Origin of the sequence: Tepidiphilus sp. J10, from assembly GCF_006980785.1 — a bacterium.
In the GTDB taxonomy this organism is placed as follows: domain Bacteria; phylum Pseudomonadota; class Gammaproteobacteria; order Burkholderiales; family Rhodocyclaceae; genus Tepidiphilus; species Tepidiphilus olei.
Genome location: NZ_SBHP01000004.1, coordinates 64,650 through 82,717, shown reverse-complemented (window position 1 = coordinate 82,717; position 18,068 = coordinate 64,650). Strand labels below are relative to the sequence as shown.

Below are 18,068 nucleotides of genomic sequence, written 5' to 3'. Positions count from 1 at the left end.
TTCAGTTCAGGAATGGACGTTCCAGGATCGGTGCGTACGTCGGCTCTTCTGGTTGCGCTGGCCTGCGTCGTCGAATGAGGTCATAGAGAGGATCTTCGCCCGTGTCGTTCGCGGCTGGACGCTCGTACAGGAATTCGACCGTCGGTGGATAGGGCTCGGGGGGTGGGAATTCACTGTAATGATATTCGGGCACGTCGCCGAGTAGCACGGTCGAGATGCCTTCGGGCATGGGGCGTTTGACTTCGGGTTGGCCTCGCAGTGCCGTCTCCATGTACTCGATCCAGATCGGAAGCGCCGCGCGCCCCCCCGTCTCTGCGCGACCGAGCGAGCGCGGCTGGCTGAAACCGAGCCAGCTCACGGCGACGATCTTGGGTTGATAGCCGGCAAACCAGGTGTCGACCTGGTTGTTGGTGGTACCGGTCTTGCCGGCCAAGTCCGAGCGTTTGAGTTTGCGCGCGGCGGTGGCGGTGCCGCGTTCGACCACGCTGCGCAGGAGCGAGTCCATCAACCAGGCATTGCGCTCCGAGAGGACGCGCGGAGCATCCCGTGCGGCAACCTTGGGTTGTACGCGAAGCAGGAGGTTCCCCTGGGCGTCGCGGATCTCCTGGATGAAGTAGGGTTCGACGAGGTAGCCCCCGTTGGCGAAGACCGCGTAGGCGCGTGCCATCTCCCAGGGGGTCGCGCTGCCCGATCCCAGCGCCATTGCGAGATAGGGGGGGTGTTTGGTCGGGTCCAGACCGAAACGGGTGAGCCACTGTTGGGCGTATCCCGTCGTGATGTCATTGAGCACGCGGACGGCTACGACGTTCTTCGACTTGGCGACCGCATCCCGCAACCTCATCCATCCTTCATAACGATTGTCGTAGTTCTTGGGTTCCCAGTCTTTGCTGCCAGTGACTTCGGCGGAAAAGCTGATGGGTTCGTCCTCGACCCAGCTGCCCGGTCCCCAGCCTTTTTCGAGTGCGGCGGAGTAGACGAAGGGTTTGAACGAAGAACCTGGCTGGCGCTGACCTTGAGTGGCGTGGTTGAATTTGGTCAGGCTGAAGTCGTAGCCGCCCACGAGCGCGCGCACGGCGCCGGTATCGGCGTCGATCGATACGAGCGCGGCCTGGGCTTCGGGAATTTGCGTCAATTCCCATCGTCCCTCGGGAAGTGCGCGGATACGTACGATCGCACCCGGACGCAGCCGTTTCGCTTCGGGTATCTTGGTTCCGATGTTACTGCGTACGAAATCGAGCGCTTTGCCGGTGAATTCGATGGTTTGGCCGTGCCGCCAAACGACGAGCTTCCGTTCGTTCGCTTCCACGACGACGGCCGCCAGCGCATCGGGCAGATCGGGGAAACCGGAAAGCTGGGCGTCGAGTGCGTCCCAATCCTCTTCGGTAATGGCCTCGGGCGCGATCCAGCCTTCTGGTCCGCGATAGCCGTGTCGCCGATCATAGGCCAGCAGGCCATGTCGCACGGCGGCCTCGGCCGCGCGCTGGTCGTCGATGCGAATCGTAGTGAAAATCTGGATGCCGGCGGTGTAGGCCGCCTCTCCGAAACGTTCCAGCGCAAAGAGCCGGGCCATCTCGGCCACGTACTGGCCAGTGCCGTTGTCATTGATGGCGGCTGGATCTCTACGGGAGCGGTCTTGTGCCAGCACGATCGGCTCGACTCTCGCGGCTTCATATTGCGCTCGGTCGATGAACCCCGCATCGAGCATGCGAGAGAGCACGTATTCACGACGCCTTTTGGATGCTTCGGGATTGCGCAGGGGGTTGAGCAGCGACGGAGCCTTGGGCAGTCCGGCGAGCAGTGCGGCCTCGGCCAGCGAGAGCTCCTGCACGGGCTTGCCGAAATAAGTGCGGGCTGCGGCGGCGAATCCGTAGGCGCGCTGGCCGAGATAGATCTGGTTGAGGTAGAGCTCGAGGATCTGGTCTTTGGTGAGTTCGCGCTCGATCTTGAAGGCGAGCAGGATTTCGTAGAACTTGCGGTTGAAGGTCTTTTCACGCGTGAGGTAGAAATTGCGCGCCACCTGCATGGTAATGGTGGAAGCGCCTTGTGCCCTCCCGCCGCGCACGAAATTGACCAAGGCGGCGCGTGCAATGCCCATCACGTCGACGCCTGGGTGTTCGTAGAAGCGTTCGTCTTCGGCGGCGAGTATGGCCAGCTTGAGATGTTCGGGCACGACATGCACGTTCAAGACCACCCGTCTTTCCTCTCCGAATTCGGCCAGCGGCTCCCCTTCGGCGGAATAGACGCGCAGAGGTATTTTCGGCTGGTAGTCGAGGATCTGATCGAGCTCGGGAAGTTTCTGCCAGGCCAGCGCAGCTGTAGTGGCGATGACGCCAAAAGCGGTGGCGATCAAGGCCAGGAGGGCGACGAGCAGGGATTTTACCCAAGGCATGAGGATATCCATCGAAGAATCTTTTGATTATACCGAGCCAAAGGGCGTTGTCGTTTGCATGATATGCCGATTATAATTCTCGCACATCGGATGGGTGTATGCCGTGGCCGCAGGGAGACGACGGATGGACTTGAAGCGGATTTTTGGGCTCGGGAACGGGGGAATCGGCAGTTTGATCGGCATCGACCTGTCGGCCTCGGCAGTGAAAACCCTCGAATTGTCGGGCACGCCCGATGCGCCGCAAATCGAGCAGTGTGCCATCGTCGCTTTGAAAGAAGGGGCCATGGTGGACAATGCCGTGGTCGATTTCGACGCGGTGGTCGGTGCGCTGCGTCGCGCGCTCGATATGCACGGAAAAGGGAAGGAGCGTCTGGCCTTCGCACTGCCCGACTCGGTCGTCATGATGAAATCGGTGGTACTCGCCGCCATGCAGAGCGAGCGGGAGTTCGAAGAGCTCGTCATGATGGAGGCGGCCCGCTTCGTGCCTTTCTCTCTCGACGAGGTCGCACTCGACTGGCAGGTGCTGGGACCCGGGCATATCGAGGATACCGTCGAAACCTTCATCGTCGCCGCGCGGCGAGATCGCGTCGACGAGCTCGTTGCGCTCGCCGACGCCGTCGATGCCCAGCCGGCCGTGGTCGACGTCGCGTCGCTCGCCTGGCAGCGGGCGATGTTCCGGAATGCAGAAAAGGAAAGGTCGAATCGCATCGAGGCGCATTGTAATCTCGGCGCGAACCTCCTGGAAGTGCTCATCTTCCATCGCGGCAAACGTATCTTCGACCGTACCCAGCCCGTCGGCGGCAGGCAACTCGAACACGAACTGATGCGTCGCAGCGGGAAAACCGCCCAGGAAGTAGAGCAAATGATGCGGCAGCGGAGCTGGCCGATCGACCTCCTCTCCCAGGTGGTGACGCCGTTTTGTGACACCCTCGCCCAGGAGATCGCTCGCGCCTTGCAATATTTTTTTGCAACTCAGTCGTCCGATCACGTCGATGGGGTCGTCCTGGGTGGAGGTTTGGCGGCGCTACCGATGCTTCCCGACGCCGTCCGGCAGCGGGTCGCCGTGCCCGTGGAAGTGGCCGATCCCTGGAAAGGGTTCCATCTTCATCCGCGATTGCGCGATCGCTTGCAACCCGTCGATGCGCCGCGGATGATCATCGCCACCGGTCTCGCTCTGCGGAGGTTCGAATCGTGATTCGCATCAATCTGTTGCCTTGGCGCGAAGCGCTCAGAGAACGCCGTCGACGCCTTTTTTACGTCCATCTGGGCCTGGCCAGTGCAGCGGGAATCCTGGTCGGAGTGATGGGCTCGCTGTATCTCGACGGGCTCATCGAGCGCCAGCAAGGGCGCAACCGCTTTCTATCCGAGCAGATCGGCCAACTCGACAAGCAGCTGGCAGAACTCAAAGATCTTCGAGCGCTCATCGACGGCATCATCGCGCGCAAGAACGTCATCGAGTCCTTGCGTGCGCGTCGGGTCGAACCGGTTTTGCTGGCTGATGATTTGCCTCGGCGCTTGCCCGAAGCCACTTTCCTCGAATCGCTCGATCGCCGCGATGCGTTGGTGACCCTGCGCGGTATCTCCCAGTCGAATGCGCGAGTCTCCGAAACGATGCGAAGCCTCGAATCCTCCCCTTATCTCACCGACGTGCGTCTGATCGAAACGGTAGGATTGGACCGTAACAACCAGCGAGTCGTTCGTTTCGGGCTTCAGCTGCGGATGGATCGAAAGACGATAGAAACCATGGGGGCACCCGACGCGGGGGAGGGTAAGCCATGAAACGCACGGCATCGTTCGATTTGGCTCAGACGCTCGATCGCCTGCTTCTCCAGTTTCGCGATCTCGATCCGCAAGACCCTGGTCGCTGGCCCCCTGCGCCTCGATTCCTTGTCATGATCGTCGTCTTCGTCATGATCGTTGCCGGCGCCTGGTGGTTTTTCTGGGGGGATCAGGCGCTGGAGCTCGAAAAAGTCAGGGCTCAGGAAGCACAGCTGCGTGAACAATGGCTCTCCAAGAAGCGGCAGGCGGTCAATCTACCCGAATATCGTGCCCAGCTGCGAACGGCGGAGGCACAGTTCGGTGCCCTGCTCAAGCAATTGCCGAGCAGGTCCGAAATGGACGGCCTGTTGCAGGACGTGCATCAAATCGGTTTGAAGCGGGGCTTGCGCTTCGAACTGTTTCGTCCGGGTGATGAGCTCAAGCGCGATTTCTACGTGGAAATGCCCGTGGCGATCGTCCTCGATGGTGGCTATCACGAGATTGCCGGTTTCCTGAGCGACGTGTCGTCCATGCCTCGTGTCGTGACTTTCGGGGATCTGAAGATTTTCCCGCAGAAAGAATCCGGGTTGAAGTTCGAGGCAACTTTGCACACCTACCGTTATCTCGACGAAGACGAAATCCCAAAAAATGAGCCCAAGCCGTCGGCACAAGGGAGGAAGAAATGAATTTTCCCTCCGTTCGGAGCACGCTACCAGCCTTGATTTCGGCAACATTGCTGGTGGCGTGCGTGGAAGCGCCTCCTTCCGGGGTCGCGGACATCGAGCAATGGATGCAGGAGTCTTCCAAGGGGATGAAAGGGCGGGTACCTCCTTTGCCCGAAGTACACCCCTTCCCCTCCATCGCGTATGCCGCTTACGATTTGCCCGATCCTTTCGATCCCGGTCGTCTGGCTCCTCCAGCCCTGAAGTCGGCCACGGGGAGCGGTCTGCCGGCACCCGACATGACCCGGCCGCGGGAGCCGCTCGAGCGTTTTTCTTTGTCTGAACTCAGGCTAAGGGGCGTGTTGCGCAAAGGAAGCGAGATCAGGGCTTTGATCGAGGCTCCGGACGGAGTCTATCCCGTCGGGGTCGGGGCCTATCTCGGCCAGAATTTTGGCCGTGTCGTAAACATCCAAGAGACCAAGGTCACGATAGAAGAGATGGTGCGGGAGGCCGATCAATGGGTCAAGCGGACGGCAGAATTGAACCTGGAGGAAAAACCATGAATCGCATGGGCTATACCACTTTGTGCGCGTCAGCCAAGGGAGATGCTGTCGCGCTTTGGCTCGGATCGTTCGTCTTGGGGCTTTGTTTCGCGCTTCTTGCCGGCTACGCGCCCCAGGGATGGGCTGCCGCGGACTCCTCGGTCGCGCTGAAAGACGTCTCCCTCGTCGAGTCGGGGGAAGGGGCAGCCCGGCTGGATCTCGTCTTCGACGCGCCGGTGGGCGCTCCCGCGCATTTCTCTTTGGCGAGCCCTGCACGCATCGTGCTGGATTTCCCCGAGGCCAAAAATCTGTTGGGCGCCCCCTCCAGGGAAATCAAGCGCAGTGGCATCGAGCGTATCTACGCGGTCGAGGCGGCAGGGCGTCTGAGGGTGGTGTTGGCGCTTTCCCAACCGATGCAGTACCGCTTGACCCAAGTCGCAGGGGGGTGGGGGGTGGAACTCCAGACTGCGTCTTCGAGTACGGGTACGAGTTCGGCGCAAGAGGCACTGGCACCCTATCAGCGCGACGGTGGCGGCATGCCGAGTTCGACTGCCTCGGCGCCCGCAGGCACCCCTTCCATCGTATCGGTCGATTTTCGTCGTGGCCCGGAAGGGGAGGGGAAAGTGATGATTCGCCTCTCTTCCGCCGACATCACGCCGGATCTACGCCGCGCCGGTGAGCGTGTCGAGATCGTCTTTCCCGAAACGGCTCTGCCGCAGGAGCTCTATCGGCGCAGCGACGTGACCGATTTCGCCACGCCGGTGCAAAGCTTCCGTTTCGAGCGCAGAGGGCGGGACACCGTGCTCGTGATCGAACCCAAGGGGAATTGGCAACACACCGCCTATCAGGCCGATACGCTCTTCGTCATCGACATTCAGCCAATTCAGGAAGACCCCAATAAAGTGCTCGTGGGTAGGCCGCAGTACAAGGGCGAGCGGCTCACCCTCAACTTCCAGAACATCGACGTACGCGCCGTGCTGCAGGTGTTGGCCGACTTCAGCGGTTTCAACCTCGTCGTCTCCGATACGGTGCAAGGCACGATCACGCTGCGCCTGGTCGACGTGCCCTGGGATCAGGCCCTCGACATCATTTTGCAGAACAAAAAACTCGACAAACGGCAGCAGGGCAATGTCATCTGGGTCGCTCCGGCCCAGGAGCTCGCCGAGCACGAGAAAATACGACTCGAGGCGCTCAATCAGAGCATCGAAAAAGGCGTGTTGCTCACCGAGAGCTTCCAAATCAATTATCATTCGGCGGCCGAGATCCATCAAATGATCTCGGACGAGAGCACGGGTGGTGGTGGCAGCAGCAACAAAAAAATCCTCTCCGACCGCGGCATGGCCACTTACGACGTTCGGACCAACAAGCTCTTCGTCACTGACGTCGAGGAGCGGCTGCAAGCGGTGCGTGAACTGCTGAAACAGATCGACGTACCGCCGCGTCAGGTCGTGATCGAGGCTCGCATCTTGGAGGTGTCGTCGAATTTCGGCAAGGAGATCGGGGCGCGGCTCAATACGGGTGGTCGACCTCTCTTCTCTGGAGATCGTTTTGATTTCGGCCCCTTCAACCGTCCGTTCTACCAGCAGAGTTCGCTACCGGGCGGCCAGTTTTCGACTTTTGCCCTGTCGATCTTCAATCGCTCGGCCACACGTTTCCTCAACCTGGAACTGAATCTGGCAGAGGCCACGGGCAAGAGCCGCATCGTCTCCAATCCCAAGATCATGACGGCGAACAACATCGAGGCGCGCATCGCCGTTGGCGACGAGATTCCCTATACCACGACTTCGACGGTGGGTAACATGACCACGCAGGACGTCCAATTCAAGGAGGCGTTGCTCGAACTGCGGGTGACGCCAGTGCTCACGCCCGACGGGCGAGTGCGGATGAAGGTGCTCGTGCGTAAGGATCGTGCGGATTTCTCTCGCTCGGTTCAGGGTAATCCGCCCATCCTGAAGAAAGAGGTAACGACCGATGTCCTCGTGGAAAATGGAGGCACTGTCGTACTGGGCGGCCTGTTCGAGGAGTCCGAAACCAATTCGGTCGATAAGGTTCCAGGGTTGGGTGACATCCCGCTCCTGGGGAATCTCTTCCGGAACAAGGCGGACACGGCTCAACGCACCGAGCTGATGGTGTTCCTTACTCCGCGTATCATTGCCGAGGATCTGCGTCTGCGCTGATCGTACGTCCCTTCGTTCCGCAAAGGCCCGCCCCGTCGCCGACGGGCGGGTTTTTTACGCCGTATGACCGCTCTTTTTACGGTACACTAGCCTCGATCAACGAACGTGAGCGTATCGGGTGGAGCCCATCGTGTTCATCGGAATGATGGGGGCCGGCAAGACGACCGTCGGGCGCGCTTATGCGGCACGACACGGGCTGGCTTTCATCGACAGCGACCAGGAGTTGGAGGCGCGAACCGGCGTCTCCATCCCTACGATCTTCGCCGTCGAGGGCGAGGAGGGATTTCGCGAGCGTGAGACGCGGCTGCTCGCCGAGCTGCTCGGCCGCGAGGACCTCGTGCTCGCCACCGGCGGCGGGGTGGTATTGCGGCCGGAAAACCGGGCGCAGCTGCGCCGTCGCGGCATCGTGGTCTATCTGCACGTGCCACCGGAGGTGCTGTGGGAGCGGCTGCGGCACGATCGCCATCGGCCGCTGCTGCAGGTGCCACAGCCGCGGCAGCGCATTTTCGAACTCTACGCCCAGCGCGACCCGCTCTACCGCGAGGTGGCCGACGTCGTGGTCGATGGCGGTCGGCTGAAGCCTGCGGCCATGCTCGCGCGGGTGGAAGAGGCGGTGCGCGACTACCTGTCAGGTAGAGGGGAAAGGGCAGTGATCGCGCAAGGAGAAGGGGATGCGTGAGCTGGCCGTCGATCTGGGTGAGCGGTCCTATCCTATTTTCATCGGCTCCGGCGTGCTTACGGCCCATGAGTTGCTGTTGCCGCACCTGGAGCAGCCGCGCGCGGTGCTCGTCACGAACGAGACGGTGGCGCCGCTCTATCTCGAGCGCGTAACGACCATGCTGGAGCGTCACGCCGTGCGCGTCGACTCGGTGGTGCTGCCCGACGGGGAACAGTACAAAAACTGGCAGACGCTGGAAAAAGTCTACGACACGCTCGTCGATACCCGCGCCGAGCGTGCCACCACCCTCATCGCCCTGGGCGGAGGCGTCATCGGCGACATGACGGGTTTTGCCGCTGCCACCTGGCAGCGCGGGGCTCCTTTCGTCCAGATGCCCACCACGCTCCTCGCGCAGGTCGATTCTTCCGTGGGCGGCAAGACGGCGATCAACCACCCTCGCGGCAAGAATATGATCGGGGCTTTCCATCAGCCTCGTGCGGTACTCATCGACACCGACACGCTCGCGACCCTGCCGCTGCGCGAGCTGCGCGCGGGGCTCGCCGAGGTGATCAAGTACGGTCTCATCCGGGATGCCGCCTTCTTCGATTGGCTCGAGGGGCACATGGAGGCTTTGCTCGCGTTGGAGCCGGGGCCGGTGGCCTTCGCCATCGAGCGCTCCTGTCGCAACAAGGCCGAGGTGGTCGCAGCCGACGAGACCGAGCGCGGCGAACGGGCCCTGCTCAATCTCGGACATACCTTCGGCCATGCGATCGAGACGGGGACGGGTTACGTCGATTGGCTGCACGGTGAGGCGGTGGCCGTGGGGATGCTGATGGCGGCCGAGGTGTCCTTGCGCCTCGGGTGGCTCGATGAGAGCGAACTCGCGCGCATCGAGGGGCTTTTGATCCGGGCTGGCCTGCCGGTGCAGGGGCCCGCTTTGCCGGTGGATGAGATGTTGCACTGGATGGCCGGCGACAAGAAAGTGAGCGGTGGGCGGCTACGCTTGGTCCTGCTCCAAGGGCTCGGCAAGGCGGTGGTGACGGCAGACGTGCCGCCATCCGTGTTGCGCGCCGCGATCGCAGCAAGGAGCTGAGATGCTGGCCCCGTACGCGGTCCATGAAGCGGCGAGCCGCGGGCGCCGGCACCCGGAGCCGAGCGCGGCGCCGCGTAGCGAATTCCAGCGCGACCGTGACCGGATCGTGCATTCGAGCGCCTTTCGCCGGCTGGAATACAAGACGCAGGTCTTCGTCAATCACGTCGGGGACCACTTTCGCACGCGGCTCACCCATTCGCTGGAAGTGGCGCAGATCGGCCGTTCCATCGCCCAGATGCTCGGCGTGAACGACGTGCTGGTCGAGGCGATCACTTTGGCGCACGACCTGGGGCATACGCCTTTCGGGCACGCCGGGCAGGAGGCGCTCGACGAGTGCATGAAAGAAGAGGGCGGATTCGAGCACAACCTGCAGTCGCTGCGCGTCGTCGACGAACTCGAGGAAAAGTACGCCGAATTCGACGGGCTCAACCTCATGTTCGAGACGCGCGAGGGCATTTTGAAGCACTGTCGTCCGGAACACTGGGCCCGGCTGGGAGAGGTGGCCGAGCGTTTTCGCCGCGACTTGCGGCCCTCGCTGGAAGCGCAGATCGCCAACCTGGCCGACGAGCTCGCCTACAACAACCATGACATCGACGATGGTCTGCGCTCCGGCCTCCTTACCCTCGATGCGCTCGAGGCGGTGCCGATTTTCGCGCGCACGCGCGCCGAGGTGGAAACACGCTATCCGGGTCTGGAGCGCAAGCGGCTCATCCATGAAACGATTCGCCGCATGATTTCGCTCATGGTGCTCGACCTCGTCGAGGAGAGCCGGCGGCGCATCGCCGAAGCCGATCCCGCCTGCGTCGAAGACGTACGCCGTGCGCCGCCGCTCGTGCGGCATTCGAGTGCGATGCGCGAAGAAGTCGCAGTGCTCAAGCGTTTCCTCTTTCTCCAGCTTTACCGTCACCCGAAAGTGGTCGACATGAACCGCCGGGCGCAGCGCATCATCCGTGAGCTCTTCGCCGCCTATGCCACCGATCCTTCGCTGCTGCCAGAGGGGTACCGGCGACGTTTCGCCGAGAAAGGCCGTCGCGCCTTGGCCGATTACATCGCCGGGATGACCGACCGCTATGCCGTTCGCGAGCATCGCCGCATTTTCGGTCTGGAAGAGGCGTTCTGAGGTTTTTTCTGGCGTTGACCGCAATCACGTCGGGGACAAATTTTTTCCTCGACCGATCTTGATCGGCGGCCTCTTCGACGGTATAGTGTTTGGCCGCCTTTTCGTGCGCCAGGATACTCCGCCCGTCTCTCGTAACGGTCCCCGGTCGATCCCGTAGCGCCACAGCGGCGCGCCCTTTCTTTCACCGTCATTGGATCCGAGTCGAGGAAAGCCTGACCATGTCCGAATCGTCGCCATCTGCCGGTCTCTATCGTCCCGAGTTCGAACACGACGCCTGTGGCGTCGGTTTCGTCGCCCACCTGAAAGGCGTCAAACGCCATGACATCGTCACCCAGGGGCTGGAGATCCTGAAAAATCTCGATCACCGTGGTGCCGTGGGGGCCGATCCCCTGCAAGGCGATGGGGCCGGTATCCTCATCCAGATTCCGGACCGGCTCTACCGCGAAGAGATGGCCAAGCAGGGGGTGACCCTGCCGCCGGCCGGCGACTACGGCGTGGGGATGATTTTCCTGCCGCAGGAGACTGCCTCGCGCCTGGCCTGCGAGGAAGAGATCGAGCGAGCGGTACGTGCCGAGGGACAAGTGGTGCTCGGTTGGCGCGACGTACCCGTCGATCGCACCATGCCCATGTCGCCGGCGGTGAAGGCCAACGAACCGGTGATCCGGCAGATCTTCATCGGTCGTGGTCCGGAAATCATGGTCACGGATGCGCTCGAGCGTAAGCTCTACGTGATCCGGCGCCGCTCGGCCAACGCCATTCGTGCGCTCGAGCTCGAGCACGCCAAGGAATTCTACGTCCCTTCCATGTCGGCGCGCACCGTCGTCTACAAGGGGCTGCTGCTCGCCGACCAGGTCGGGCGCTACTATCGCGACCTCGCCGATCCGCGCACCGAGTCGGCGCTCGCGCTGGTGCACCAACGTTTCTCGACCAACACCTTTCCCAAGTGGAACCTCGCCCATCCGTTCCGCATGATCGCGCACAACGGCGAGATCAACACCCTGCGCGGCAACTACAACTGGATGCGGGCGCGCGAGCGGGGCGTCTCCTCCACCTTGCTAGGCAAGGATCTGGAAAAGCTCTGGCCCATCATCTATCCGGGACAGTCGGATTCGGCCTCTTTCGACAACGCGCTCGAGCTCTTGGTGATGAGCGGCTATACGCTCGCCCACGCCATGATGATGCTCATCCCCGAGGCCTGGGAAGCGCATACCCTCATGGACGAGCGCCGTCGCGCCTTCTACGAGTATCACGCGGCGATGATGGAGCCCTGGGATGGCCCGGCGGCGGTGGCCTTCACCGATGGCCGCCAGATCGGGGCGACGCTCGATCGCAACGGCTTGCGGCCGGCGCGCTACCTCGTCACCGACGATGATCTCGTCGTCATGGCGTCCGAGGCCGGTGTCTTGCCGATTCCCGAAGAGAAGATCGTGCGCAAGTGGCGCCTGCAGCCGGGGAAGATGTTCCTCATCGACATGGAGCAGGGCCGCATCATCGACGACAAGGAGCTCAAGGAGACGCTCGCCAACGCCAAACCTTACCGCGAGTGGATCCAGCGCATCAACATCAAGATCGATTCCTTGCCCGCGCCCGGCAGCGCCGCCGTGTATGCGGCGCAATCGCACGTCCCCATCCTCGATCTGCAGCAGGCTTTCGGCTATACCCAGGAAGACCTCAAGTTCATCCTCGATCCCATGGCCGAGACCGGGGAGGAAGCGGTGGGGTCGATGGGCAACGACGCGCCGCTCGAAGTGCTCTCGGCGCGGCCCAAGCCCATCTACCATTATTTCCGCCAGCTCTTCGCGCAGGTGACCAACCCGCCGATCGATTCGATCCGCGAGCAGCTGGTGATGTCGCTCGTCTCCTTCATTGGTCCGAAACCGAACCTGCTGGAGTTGAACGAGATCAACCCGCCCTACCGGCTGGAGGTGCCGCAGCCGGTGCTCGATTTCGAGGCGATGGCCAAGCTGCGCGACATCGCCCGTTTCACCAAGGATCGTTTCCGCAGCCACGAGATCGACATCTGCTATCCGGTATCCTGGGGGAAAGACGCGGTGGAGGCGCGGCTCGCCTCGCTGTGCGCCCAGGCCGAGGATGCGGTGCTCAATGGCTACAACCTGCTCATCGTGTCCGATCGCAAAGTCGATGCCGAGCACGTCGCCATCCCGGCACTGCTGGCCACTTCCGCCATCCACCAGCACCTGGTCAACAAGGGGCTGCGTACCCGCACCGGCCTGGTGGTCGAGACCGGTTCGGCGCGCGAGGTGCACCATTTCGCCGTGCTCGCGGGCTACGGGGCGGAGGCCGTGCATCCCTATCTCGCGCTGATGACGCTGCGTGAGCTCGCCAACGGCGACGAGAAACAGGAGAAGGAATACGTCAAACACTTCATCAAGGCCATTGGCAAGGGGCTGATGAAGACGATGTCCAAAATGGGCATCTCGACTTACATGTCCTACACCGGCGCGCAGATCTTCGAGGCCGTGGGCATCAAGCAATCGGTGTGCGACAAATACTTCACCGGCACGGTGAGCCAGGTGGAGGGACTGGACGTCTTCGACCTGATGGATGAGGCGATCCGCCTGCATCGGGCGGCCTTCGGCGAGAACCTCTTCCTCGAGAACCGGCTCGACGTCGGCGGCGAGTACGCCTACCGGCGCTTCGGCGAGGAGCACATGTGGACGCCGGATGCCATCGCCAAGCTGCAGCATGCCACGCGTTCGGGGCGTTTCGAGACGTACGAAGAGTACGCCCGCATCATCAACGACCAGAGCCGGCGTCTCATGACCTTGCGCGGCCTCTTCCGGTTCCGCAAGGCGGCGCAGCCGATCCCGCTCGAAGAGGTCGAACCGGCGAGCGAGATCGTCAAGCGCTTCGCCACCGGAGCGATGTCGCTCGGCTCCATCTCCACCGAGGCGCACACCACGCTCGCCGTGGCGATGAACCGCATCGGCGGCAAATCCAACACGGGTGAAGGCGGTGAGGATCCGGCGCGCTTCAAACCGATCGCCAAACCGACCAAGCTCTCGGAGGTGATCGGACCGCATCGCATCGCCCGCGATCTCGAGCTCAAGCCCGGCGACAGCCTGCGCTCGGCGATCAAGCAGGTGGCGTCCGGCCGCTTTGGGGTGACGGCCGAATATCTCGTCAATGCCGATCAGATTCAGATCAAGATGGCGCAGGGCGCCAAACCCGGCGAGGGTGGTCAGCTGCCGGGGCACAAGGTCACCGAGTACATCGGCTTTCTGCGCCACTCGGTGCCGGGCGTCGGCCTCATCTCGCCGCCGCCGCACCACGACATCTATTCGATCGAGGATCTGGCCCAGCTCATCCACGACCTGAAGAACGCCAACCCGAAGGCTTCGATCTCGGTGAAACTGGTGGCCGAGGTGGGGGTGGGTACCGTCGCGGCGGGCGTGGCCAAGGCCAAGGCGGATCACATCGTGATCGCCGGGCACGACGGCGGCACGGGGGCTTCGCCCATCTCCTCGATCAAGCACGCCGGTTCGGCCTGGGAGCTGGGTCTGGCGGAGACGCAGCAGACGCTGGTGATGAACCGCCTGCGCGGCCGGGTGCGGGTGCAGGTCGACGGTCAGATCAAGACCGGGCGCGACGTGGTCATTGGCGCGCTGCTCGGTGCCGACGAGTTCGGCTTCGCCACGGCACCGCTGGTGGTCACCGGCTGCATCATGATGCGCAAATGTCACCTCAACACCTGCCCGGTGGGGGTGGCGACGCAGGATCCCGAGCTGCGCCGGCGTTTCTCCGGTCAGCCCGAGCACGTGATCAACTACTTCTTCTTCGTGGCCGAGGAAGTGCGTCGCCTCATGGCCGAGCTCGGCGTGCGCAAGTTCGACGAGCTCATCGGCCGGGTGGATCTGCTCGACGTGCGCGAGGCCATCGATCACTGGAAGGCCAAGGGGCTGGACTTCGGCAAGGTGCTCGCGCGCATCGAAGCGCCGGAAGGGGTGGCCACGCGCCACTGCGAGACGCAGGATCACGGGCTCGACAAGGCGCTCGATCTGCGTTTGCTTGAACTCGCCAGGCCGGCGCTGGAATCGCGCAAGGTGGTGCACGCCGAGGTGCCGATCCGCAACGTCAACCGTACGGTGGGCGCGATGCTCTCCGGCCGCATCGCCGAGCGCTACGGCCATGAGGGTTTGCCCAACGATACGGTGCGATTCACGTTCCGCGGCACGGCCGGGCAGAGCTTCGCCGCCTTCCTCGTGCGCGGCGTCACCTTCGACCTGATCGGCCAAGCCAACGATTATGTCGGCAAGGGGCTCTCGGGCGGGCGCGTCATCGTGCGCCCCGATCCGGCCTTCCGCGGCGAGGCGCCGGAGAACATCATCGTCGGCAACACCGTGCTCTACGGGGCGATCGAGGGCGAAGCCTACTTCAGCGGCGTGGCCGGCGAGCGGTTTGCCGTGCGCAATTCGGGGGCGGTCGCCGTCGTCGAGGGCGTGGGTGACCACGGCTGCGAATACATGACGGGCGGCACGGTGGTGGTGCTCGGACGTACCGGGCGCAACTTCGCCGCCGGCATGTCGGGCGGCATCGCCTACGTGCTCGACCTCGACGGGGATTTTGCGCAGAAGTGCAACCAGGTGCAGGTGGCGCTCGAGCCCCTGCCCGAGGAGCTGGAGGCTAGGGCGCAGTCCGACTTCGGCCCCGAACTCGAAACGCACGGTTTCGTGCGCATCGACCACCTGACGATGGGCGACGAGCTCATCCTCAAAGGGCTCATCGAGCGCCATGCGCGCCTCACCGGCAGCCGCCGCGCCAAAGAGATCCTGGCGCACTGGAGCCTGTGGCGCGCCAAGTTCGTCAAGGTGATGCCTCATGAATACCGTCGCGCGCTGCGCGAACTCGCTGCCGCCCGTGCGGCCAGCATGGCCTGATTCTCTCTGGAGACTGCAAGGAAATGGGCAAACCCACAGGTTTTCTCGAATACCGCCGCGTCGCGGAAGCCTACGATCCGGTTCCCGAGCGGATCCGGCATTACAAGGAGTTCGTGCATCGCCTCTCGGAGAGCGAGGCGACGATCCAGGGCGCGCGCTGCATGGACTGCGGCATCCCGTTCTGCCACAACGGCTGTCCGGTGAATAACCTCATCCCCGACTGGAACGACCTCGTCTATCGCAAGCGCTGGCGCGAAGGCTGGAACGCGCTCGATGCGACGAACAATTTTCCCGAATTCACCGGTCGCGTGTGTCCGGCGCCGTGCGAGGCGGCCTGTACGCTCAACATCAATGACGATGCGGTCGGCATCAAGTCGATCGAGCGTTTCCTCATCGATCTCGCCTGGGAGCGCGGTTGGGTGCTGCCGCATCCGCCCAAGCGCAAGACCGGGAAGAAGGTCGCGGTGGTCGGCTCCGGCCCGGCGGGGATGGCGGCGGCGCAGCAATTGGCGCGCGCCGGGCACGAGGTAACGCTCTTCGAGAAGAACGACCGCATCGGTGGTCTGCTGCGCTACGGCATTCCCGACTTCAAGCTGGAGAAATGGCTCATCGACCGGCGGTTGGCGCAGATGGAGGCCGAAGGGGTGCGTTTCCGCACTGGCGTGCTCGTCGGGGCGTCGGATACCCCCGCCGGGATCCAAAACGCGGCCAAGAGTTTCGTCTCCGCCGAGGAGCTGCGCCGTGAGTTCGACGCGGTGGTGCTCGCCGCGGGCTCGGAGGTGCCGCGCGACCTGCCGGTGCCGGGGCGCGAGCTCGAAGGCATCTACTTCGCCCTGCAATTCCTCATTCCGCAGAACCGGGAAGTGGCCGGCGACGCGCCCAATCCGATCTCGGCCAAGGGCAAACACGTGGTGGTGATCGGCGGGGGCGACACCGGCGCCGACTGCGTGGGAACGGCGATTCGTCACGGGGCCAAGTCGGTAACCCAGCTCGAGCTCATGCCCCGCCCGCCCGAGCAGGAGGACAAGGCTCTCACTTGGCCTTACTGGCCGAACAAGCTGCGTACCTCGACCTCTCACCTGGAAGGGGAGGTGAAACGCGAGTTCGCCGTGCTCACCAAGGCATTCCTGGGTGAGAATGGCCGCGTGCGCGCGCTGCGCCTGGCGCGGCTCGACTGGAGTGGCGGGCAGATGAAAGAGATCCCGGGCTCGGAATTCGAGATTCCCGCCGATCTCGTGCTGCTTGCCATGGGATTCGTCCATCCGCTCGGGACGCTGCTCGAAGCCTTCGGGGTGGAAAAAGATGCGCGCGGCAACGCCGCGGCGCCGACCGAAGGCCCTGGAGCCTACGCCACCAGCGTGCCGGGCGTGTTCGCTGCCGGGGACGTGCGCCGCGGCCAGTCGCTGATCGTTTGGGCGATCCGTGAGGGGCGGGAAGCGGCCCGTGCGGTCGATCTCTATTTGATGGGCGAGAGCATCCTGCCGGCCTGATCGGCAGGCTTCGTCATGAATCTCGAGGAAGCCGGCCGCCTTCGTGGCCGGCTTCATTTTTTGGAGTGTGCATGGACGATCGACTCTCTCGCAGCGAACGACTGATCGTGGTGCGGCTCGCCGCGGTCTTCGCGCTGCGCATGCTGGGGCTCTTTCTGATCCTGCCCGTCTTTGCCGAATACGCGCGGCATCTGCCCGGTGGCGGGAACGAGGCGGCGATCGGCTTGGCGATCGGTATTTACGGTCTCACCCAGGCGGTGTTGCTGATTCCTTTCGGCGCGGCCTCCGACCGCTTCGGGCGCAAACCGGTGATCGTCGCCGGACTCGCCCTCTTCGTGGTAGGCAGCCTCGTGGCTGCGTTTGCGCCGGATCTGCACTGGGTCACCGTGGGGCGAGCGCTGCAAGGCGCGGGGGCAATCTCGGCCGCCGTGACGGCACTGGTGGCCGACCTCACGCCCGAGACGCACCGCACGCGCGCCATGGCCATGATCGGCTCGACCATCGGTCTCTCCTTCGCCCTCTCTCTGGTGCTGGGGCCGACGCTCTACGGCCTGGTGGGTATGCGCGGCATCTTTCTCCTCACGGGCGTGCTTGCTGCCGGGGCGGCGGTGATGGTCTGGCGCAGCGTGCCCACTCCGTCACGACCGGCCGCGCCCGTGGCCGCGTCTCGCGCCTCCCTGTGGGCAGTGCTCAAGGACGGGCGTCTGCTTCGGCTCGATGCAGGCGTGTTCTCGTTGCATTTCATCCAGATGGCGATGTGGGTGGTCGTGCCAGGGGCGCTGGTCAAGCATGGCGCACTGCCACTGGAAGATCACTGGAGCGTTTATTTGGTCGCGGTGCTCTTCTCCTTCACGGTGATGGTGCCCGCCATCGTCTTCGCTGAGCGGCGTGGCCGCCTGAAAACGGTCTATCTCGCCTCCATCGCGCTGCTTGCCGTGGTGCAACTGGGGTTTGCCCTGTGGGCGAGGGATCTATGGACGATCGGACTGTGTCTGACAGCATTTTTCGTCGCCTTCAACATTCTGGAAGCGACCCAACCTTCTTGGGTATCGCGCATCGCTTCGCCGCAACGGAAAGGGGCGGTACTCGGCGTTTATAACACCTTGCAATCTTTGGGGTTGTTTTGCGGTGGATGGATGGGCGGGTTGATCGCCCAGCACCTCTCCCCTCAGGCGATCCACTGGGTGGCGGCGGGGCTCGCGCTCGCGTGGTATGCTTTGAGCCTCGGGTTGCAGCCTCCGGCACGCCCGCAAGATTCGCAATCTTTATGAGGATGGAACG

General features: G+C 63.3%; 12 protein-coding genes. 11 read left to right on the top strand and 1 reads right to left on the bottom strand.

Translation table 11 applies throughout. The features are described 5' to 3' along the window. Position 1: 1 nt before the first annotated feature. Positions 2 to 2,401, bottom strand: coding sequence for a penicillin-binding protein 1A (locus EPD81_RS07020; protein ID WP_221929260.1), 2,400 nt, complete (start codon positions 2,399 to 2,401; stop codon positions 2 to 4). Positions 2,402 to 2,513: 112 nt separating this feature from the next. Between EPD81_RS07020 and pilM the strand changes: the two genes are divergently transcribed. From pilM to EPD81_RS06965, 11 genes are all read left to right on the top strand, one after another. Then, positions 2,514 to 3,584, top strand: coding sequence for a type IV pilus assembly protein PilM (pilM, locus tag EPD81_RS07015; protein WP_142804749.1), 1,071 nt, complete (start codon positions 2,514 to 2,516; stop codon positions 3,582 to 3,584). Then, positions 3,581 to 4,168, top strand: coding sequence for a PilN domain-containing protein (locus EPD81_RS07010; RefSeq protein WP_142804748.1), 588 nt, complete (start codon positions 3,581 to 3,583; stop codon positions 4,166 to 4,168). Before pilM ends, EPD81_RS07010 begins: the two co-directional genes overlap by 4 nt. Beyond that, complete coding sequence (locus EPD81_RS07005) at positions 4,165 to 4,833, top strand: type 4a pilus biogenesis protein PilO (protein ID WP_142804747.1); 669 nt, start codon at positions 4,165 to 4,167, stop codon at positions 4,831 to 4,833. The genes EPD81_RS07010 and EPD81_RS07005 overlap by 4 nt, the downstream gene beginning before the upstream one ends. After that, positions 4,830 to 5,372, top strand: coding sequence for a pilus assembly protein PilP (locus tag EPD81_RS07000; protein WP_142804746.1), 543 nt, complete (start codon positions 4,830 to 4,832; stop codon positions 5,370 to 5,372). Before EPD81_RS07005 ends, EPD81_RS07000 begins: the two co-directional genes overlap by 4 nt. Continuing rightward, positions 5,369 to 7,528 carry a type IV pilus secretin family protein gene (pilQ, locus tag EPD81_RS06995; protein ID WP_185955383.1) on the top strand — a complete coding sequence of 720 codons (2,160 nt, stop codon included), beginning with the start codon at positions 5,369 to 5,371 and terminating at the stop codon, positions 7,526 to 7,528. The genes EPD81_RS07000 and pilQ overlap by 4 nt, the downstream gene beginning before the upstream one ends. Positions 7,529 to 7,646: 118 nt before the next feature. Continuing rightward, positions 7,647 to 8,207 (top strand): shikimate kinase, encoded by a 561-nt coding sequence (locus tag EPD81_RS10915; protein ID WP_142804744.1) that lies wholly within the window; start codon positions 7,647 to 7,649, stop codon positions 8,205 to 8,207. Then, positions 8,200 to 9,279 carry a 3-dehydroquinate synthase gene (gene aroB, locus EPD81_RS06985; RefSeq protein ID WP_142804743.1) on the top strand — a complete coding sequence of 360 codons (1,080 nt, stop codon included), beginning with the start codon at positions 8,200 to 8,202 and terminating at the stop codon, positions 9,277 to 9,279. The genes EPD81_RS10915 and aroB overlap by 8 nt, the downstream gene beginning before the upstream one ends. Before the next feature lies 1 nt (position 9,280). Continuing rightward, positions 9,281 to 10,399: a deoxyguanosinetriphosphate triphosphohydrolase gene (locus EPD81_RS06980; protein WP_142804742.1), complete on the top strand. Its 1,119-nt coding sequence runs from the start codon at positions 9,281 to 9,283 to the stop codon at positions 10,397 to 10,399. 218 nt (positions 10,400 to 10,617) lie between these two features. Further along, positions 10,618 to 15,297 (top strand): glutamate synthase-related protein, encoded by a 4,680-nt coding sequence (locus tag EPD81_RS06975; protein ID WP_142804741.1) that lies wholly within the window; start codon positions 10,618 to 10,620, stop codon positions 15,295 to 15,297. A 23-nt stretch (positions 15,298 to 15,320) separates the two neighbouring features. After that, positions 15,321 to 16,787 carry a glutamate synthase subunit beta gene (locus EPD81_RS06970; protein ID WP_142804740.1) on the top strand — a complete coding sequence of 489 codons (1,467 nt, stop codon included), beginning with the start codon at positions 15,321 to 15,323 and terminating at the stop codon, positions 16,785 to 16,787. Between the two features lie 71 nt (positions 16,788 to 16,858). Continuing rightward, a complete protein-coding gene (locus EPD81_RS06965) occupies positions 16,859 to 18,058 on the top strand; it encodes an MFS transporter (protein ID WP_142804739.1) in 1,200 nt (399 codons plus the stop codon). Positions 18,059 to 18,068: the final 10 nt, after the last annotated feature.

Excerpts from the sequence above, each read along its gene's own strand:
- EPD81_RS06980 (WP_142804742.1), top strand. The coding sequence starts at position 9,281 with ATGCTGGCCCCGTACGCGGTCCATGAAGCGGCGAGCCGCGGGCGCCGG.
- EPD81_RS06965 (WP_142804739.1), top strand. The coding sequence starts at position 16,859 with ATGGACGATCGACTCTCTCGCAGCGAACGACTGATCGTGGTGCGGCTC.
- EPD81_RS06970 (WP_142804740.1), top strand. The coding sequence starts at position 15,321 with ATGGGCAAACCCACAGGTTTTCTCGAATACCGCCGCGTCGCGGAAGCC.
- EPD81_RS07005 (WP_142804747.1), top strand. The coding sequence starts at position 4,165 with ATGAAACGCACGGCATCGTTCGATTTGGCTCAGACGCTCGATCGCCTG.
- aroB (WP_142804743.1), top strand. The coding sequence starts at position 8,200 with ATGCGTGAGCTGGCCGTCGATCTGGGTGAGCGGTCCTATCCTATTTTC.
- EPD81_RS07020 (WP_221929260.1), bottom strand. The coding sequence starts at position 2,401 with ATGGATATCCTCATGCCTTGGGTAAAATCCCTGCTCGTCGCCCTCCTG.
- EPD81_RS07000 (WP_142804746.1), top strand. The coding sequence starts at position 4,830 with ATGAATTTTCCCTCCGTTCGGAGCACGCTACCAGCCTTGATTTCGGCA.
- pilQ (WP_185955383.1), top strand. The coding sequence starts at position 5,369 with ATGAATCGCATGGGCTATACCACTTTGTGCGCGTCAGCCAAGGGAGAT.
- pilM (WP_142804749.1), top strand. The coding sequence starts at position 2,514 with ATGGACTTGAAGCGGATTTTTGGGCTCGGGAACGGGGGAATCGGCAGT.
- EPD81_RS06975 (WP_142804741.1), top strand. The coding sequence starts at position 10,618 with ATGTCCGAATCGTCGCCATCTGCCGGTCTCTATCGTCCCGAGTTCGAA.